This window comes from Xanthobacter sp. BG11Y11_SDJG, assembly GCF_057364445.1.
On sequence record NZ_JBNFNU010000330.1, the window covers coordinates 1 to 4,811 of the forward strand.

Consider the following 4,811-nt stretch of genomic DNA (forward strand, 5'->3'; position numbering starts at 1 on the left):
GAGGGGCGCCGGCCGGCCGCTCGGCCGGGTCGGCGCCCCGGGTCAGGTGAGACTTGTGCCTATTTGGCGTTCGCCATTGGCGTCGCGGGCCTGCTTCACCAGGTCCTCGCCGAGGATCTTGGTGTACTTCTCCACCACCGGCTGCACCTTCTCGCGCATGCGGGCGCGTTCCTCGGGGGTGGGGGTGTTCACCTTCATGCCGGCCTTCACCAGCAGGACATTGGCGATGTTGTCGGCGGCGTCGCGCGACAGCTTGCGCTGGAAGGCGGCGGTTTCCTGTGCCGCCTCCATCACCAGCGCCTTGTCGGCGGCGGGGAGGGCGTCGAACCACTTCTTGCTCGCGAGCAGCACGAAGGGCGTATAGACGTGCCCGGTGAGGCTGAGGAACTTCTGCACTTCGTAGAACTTGCTCGCATAGATGAGGCCGACCGGGGTCTCCTGCGCGTCGACCGTGCGGTTCTCCAGCGCGTTGAAGAGCTCCGGATAGGGCAGGGGCACCGGGTTGGTGCCGAGCGTGGCGAAGGTGTCGATGAACAGCGGGTTCGGGATCACGCGGATCTTGAGACCGGAGAAGTCTTCGACCTTCTCGATCGGCCGGCGGTTGTTGGTGGTGTGGCGGAAGCCGTTGTCCCAATAAGCGAGGCCGACGATGTTGAGGCCCTTCAGCCGCTCGAACAGCGCCGCGCCCACCGGGCCGTCCGTCACCGCGTCCACCTCCTTGAAGTTGGCGAAGAAGAACGGCAGGTCGAACAGGCCGAATTCCTTGATGGCGCCGACGAGGTTCGAGGTCGGCCCCACCATGATCTCCAGGAAGCCGCCCTGGATGGAGGACTGCATCTGCGGCTCGTTGCCGAGCTTGCCGTCCGAATAGGGGGTGATGGCGATCCGCCCGCCGCTCTTCTGCTTGACGAGTTCGACGAAGCGGTTGACGGCCTGGCCGACCGGGTGCTCCTCGGTGGGCACATAGCCGAGCTTGGTCTGGGCGCTGGCAACGCCCGCCGAGCAGGCGAGGGCGAGCGCGGCGGCGGCGATCTTGAACAGGCGCATGGCTTCCTCCGTTTTGATTTTCGTTCGGTGCAACCAGGACGCCGGCACCGTGACGAGCGCCGGGAACAGGACCAGCAGGATCAGCACGGCGACCTCGGCGATGAGGAAGGGCATCACGCCCTTCACCGCGTCCTCCATGCGGATCCTTGTGACGCCGCAGACCGTATTGAGGACCGCGCCCACGGGCGGGGTGATCATTCCCACGGCGGCGGCGATGATGAAGATGACGCCGAAATAGATCGGGTCGATGCCGGCGATCTTGATGACCGGCATCAGCACCGGCACCAGGATCAGGATGGACGGCGTGAAATCCAGCGCGGTCCCCACCAGCAGCAGCACGATCAGCAGGACGAACATCAGCAGGGTGGGATATTCGATGATCGCGCTGAGCAGCCCGACCACCTGCTGCGGCACGTTGGCGACCGTGATGAGCCAGGCCGAGACCATGGAGGCCGCCACCAGCATCATGATGACCGCGGTCATCTTCGCCGCGCTCAAGAGCGACACGTAGAGCCAGGCCAGGGTCAGCTCGCGATAGACCAGGATGCTGACGAGGAAGGCATAGGCGGCCGCCACCACGCCCGCCTCCGTGGGCGTGAAGACGCCGAACTTCAGGCCGCCGACGATGATGACGGGCAGCACCATGGCCCAGCCGGCCGCCTTGATCGCCGCCCACCGCTCCGGCCAGGGCGCCTTCGGCAGCGGCGGGTGCTGGTCGCCGCGGCACAGCCACCACCAGGCGAGGGTGAGCGCCGCGCCGAGCAGGAGGCCGGGGAAGATGCCGGCGATGAACAGGCGGGTGATGGAGAGGTTCGCGGTCACGCCCAGCAGGATGAAGCCCACCGAGGGCGGGATGATCGGCGCGATGATGCCGGTCGCCGCCATGAGGCCGGCCGAGCGGTCCATGCGGTAGCCGGCCTTGCGCATCATGGGCGCCAGCATCACCGCGAGCGTCGCCGTGTCGGCGATGGCGGAGCCCGACAGGCTCGCCAGCGCGACGCCGGTGGCGATCACCACATAGCCGAGGCCGCCGCGCAGATGCCCGACGAGCGACATGGCGGCATTGACGATGCGGCGCGAGAGACCGCCGGCATTCATCAGTTCGCCGGCGAGGAGGAAGAAGGGGATCGCCATCAGCGGGTAGCTGTCGGCGCCGTCGATCAGCTTCTGGGCCAGAATCTGGGCGTCGAGATTGCCCATGAACAGCATCAGCGCCATGGCGCAGATGAGCAGGGCGAAGGCGATGGGCATGCCGATCGCCATCGCCCCGAGGAGCGAGCCGAGGAAGACGAGGACCGTCATGTCAGTCGGCTCCGGGAGCGTGCTCGCGGGGAAGGCCCGCGTCCGGACGCCCGGCCCTCACGTCCCGGATGGTGCGCCACACGTCGCCGAGGATGATGAGCCCCATGAAGGCCGCGGCGACGAGGCCGGCGGCATACATGGTGCCGACCGAGATGCCGGAGATGGGCGCGAGGTTGTTCCAGTTGATGACGGTCTGCACCCAGCTGCCCTGCCAGAGCAGCCAGCAGCACCACAGCATCAGCGCGCGGCTGACCCAGAAGCAGGCGAGGCGCGGCCCGCGCGGCAGCGAGCGGACGAGGGCGTCGACGCTGAGATGCGCCCCCTCCTTCAGCGCGACGATGGCACCGAGAAAGATGATCCACACGAAGATCAGCCGGGACACCTCCACCGAGAAGGGGATGCCCGAACTGAAGGCGTAGCGCAGGACGACGTTCGTGAACACCATGAGGCTCATGGCGGCAATGCCGACCACGAGCAGGATCTCGATGAGCTTGAACGGCAGATTGGCGAACTTCTGCATGTGCCTCCCCGGCGAATTCTTTGTTGCCGGACCCATTCAGGGGCCAGTTTTGACTTGAACGGCGCAATGGCAGAAAGAATGGCGAGCGACGCCGCAATGCAGCATCCCAATTCCTCCAGAGCGGCTATGTTTCCTTATATATATCGGAACTTATATCATTTTTATTTGCAATACGCCGATATGCAGCGCAGTATCTCGCTCATTGTGGACGATAGGCAAATGTCTACCCTCTGCAAAATGACGGGTGCTGATAGCGATATAACAAAAGGCTATAGCGAATGTTGCCCTCGCTCAGCTCCATCGCCGCCCGCCTGCGTCTCAAGCACATCCGCCTGCTGGTGGCGATCGACGACGAAGGCTCGATCCTGCGGGCGGCGAAGCAGGTGGCTCTGAGCCAGCCGGGCGCCACCAAGGCCTTGCAGGAGATCGAGGAGGCGCTGGGCGCGCAGCTCTTCCTGCGCACCAATCGCGGCCTGGAGCCGAACGAGCTCGGCCATTGCGTGATCCGCTATGCGCGCCTCATCTATACCGACCTCGGGCACCTGCGCGAGGACATGGCCGGCATCCTGGAAGGCCATGGCGGCCGTGTGGCCATCGGCCTGATCATGGGCGCCGTGCCGTCCACCACGCAGATCATCGCGCGACTCCAGGCCAAGCAGCCCACCATGTCCGTGAAGATCGTCGAGGACACCAGCGAGCGCCTGCTGCAGCTCTTGGACGACGGGCGGCTCGACCTCGCGGTGTGCCGCACCAGCATCAGCCATCGCAGCGACGCCTATGACGCGGTTCCGGTGCGCGAGGAGGAACTTGCGGTGGTGGGCCACGTGGACAACCCCTTTGTCCGCGCGCGGGCATTGTCGCTGGTGGATCTCGCGTCCTCGCCCTGGGTCGCCTTCTCGGCCAACATGCCCATGCACCGCTATCTGGAGCGCGAGTTTCACGACCATGGCCTGCCGTTTCCGCGCGGGGTGGTGGAGACCACGTCGCCTTCGTCACGCTGTCGCTGATCGGCCGCAACGCCCGGATGCTGGCGCTGATGGCGACCGACGTGGCCGATTTCTTCCGGCGCGCGGGGATGGTGAGCATCCTGCCGCTGCGCCTGCGCACCCGCAGCGATCCCTATTTCCTGGTGCGGCGGCGCGACCGCACGCTCTCGCCGGCCGCCGAGATGCTGGTGGAGGAGTTCAGCGGCGGCGCGCTGGAGGCCGCCGGCCGGTCGCAGGACGAGGGGTCGGCGTGGCGCAGCGACGCCGTGTCCACCGCCTGAGGCCTCACCCGCCGGTGGCGGCGATGACCGCGTCCACGTCCGTGACCACGGCCACGTTCTGGAGCGCGTAATTGACCGAGGCCGTGTGCCACTCCGCATTCATGGTGGAGCAGGCATCCTCCGGCACCACCATGAAGTAGCCCTTGTCGGCGCCGGTGCGGGCGGTGTGCTCGATGGACATGTTGGTCCAGGCACCCGTGACGATCACCACGTCGCGCCCCAGCGCCTTGAGCACCGTTTCGAGGCGCGAGCCTTCCCAGGCGCTCATGCGCTGCTTCTCCACCACATGGTCGCCCGCCTTGGCCTCCAGGCCCGGCACCGGCGCCACGCCCCAGCTTCCGCGCACCAGCGCATTGGCGTCCGCGAGCCCCTCGAAGAGCGGGCAGTTCATGGTGACGCCCGGCGCCCCGGGCTCGACCACGAACCAGACATGGATCACGGGAATGCCGCGGCGGCGCGCCGCCTCGGCAAGGCGTGCCGCATTGCCGATGGCGTTCTGCTGGCGGCAATGGGCCGGCGAGCCGGAGGAGGCGAAGGCGCCGCCTTCCATCACCACGTCGTTCTGCATGTCCTGGATCAGGACGGCGCAGCGGGAGGGGTCGAGCCGATAGCCCGGCGCGGCCTTCTTGACGGTGCTGGTGGCGACGCTCGCCGGGGCGCCCCCGCAACCGGCCG

General features: G+C 67.0%; 5 protein-coding genes. 2 read left to right on the top strand and 3 right to left on the bottom strand.

Features of this window, described 5'->3' with window-relative positions:
• Nucleotides 1-42: 42 nt before the first annotated feature.
• Both AC2W7M_RS19955 and AC2W7M_RS19960 read right to left on the bottom strand, forming a co-directional pair.
• The gene (locus AC2W7M_RS19955; RefSeq protein ID WP_486134331.1) at nucleotides 43-2,349 is read right to left on the bottom strand and encodes a TRAP transporter large permease subunit; all 2,307 of its coding nucleotides are present in this window, start codon (nucleotides 2,347-2,349) and stop codon (nucleotides 43-45) included.
• 1 nt (nucleotide 2,350) lies between these two features.
• Nucleotides 2,351-2,869, bottom strand: coding sequence for a TRAP transporter small permease (locus AC2W7M_RS19960; protein ID WP_486134333.1), 519 nt, complete (start codon nucleotides 2,867-2,869; stop codon nucleotides 2,351-2,353).
• Between the two features lie 278 nt (nucleotides 2,870-3,147).
• Here AC2W7M_RS19960 and AC2W7M_RS19965 point away from each other — a divergent pair, with 278 nt between their 5' ends.
• Nucleotides 3,148-3,876 carry a LysR family transcriptional regulator gene (locus AC2W7M_RS19965; RefSeq protein WP_486134334.1) on the top strand — a complete coding sequence of 243 codons (729 nt, stop codon included), beginning with the start codon at nucleotides 3,148-3,150 and terminating at the stop codon, nucleotides 3,874-3,876.
• Between the two features lie 29 nt (nucleotides 3,877-3,905).
• Nucleotides 3,906-4,136 carry a hypothetical protein gene (locus tag AC2W7M_RS19970; protein WP_486134336.1) on the top strand — a complete coding sequence of 77 codons (231 nt, stop codon included), beginning with the start codon at nucleotides 3,906-3,908 and terminating at the stop codon, nucleotides 4,134-4,136.
• A 4-nt stretch (nucleotides 4,137-4,140) separates the two neighbouring features.
• Here AC2W7M_RS19970 and AC2W7M_RS19975 read toward each other — a convergent pair.
• On the bottom strand, nucleotides 4,141-4,811 hold a 671-nt coding region (locus AC2W7M_RS19975), incomplete at its 5' end, for a cysteine hydrolase family protein (RefSeq protein ID WP_486134338.1).

What these genes read in the sequence shown, in the direction of transcription:
- AC2W7M_RS19970 (WP_486134336.1), top strand. Translation starts at nt 3,906, where the DNA reads ATGGCGACCGACGTGGCCGATTTCTTCCGGCGCGCGGGGATGGTGAGC.
- AC2W7M_RS19960 (WP_486134333.1), bottom strand. Translation starts at nt 2,869, where the DNA reads ATGCAGAAGTTCGCCAATCTGCCGTTCAAGCTCATCGAGATCCTGCTC.
- AC2W7M_RS19965 (WP_486134334.1), top strand. Translation starts at nt 3,148, where the DNA reads ATGTTGCCCTCGCTCAGCTCCATCGCCGCCCGCCTGCGTCTCAAGCAC.
- AC2W7M_RS19955 (WP_486134331.1), bottom strand. Translation starts at nt 2,349, where the DNA reads ATGACGGTCCTCGTCTTCCTCGGCTCGCTCCTCGGGGCGATGGCGATC.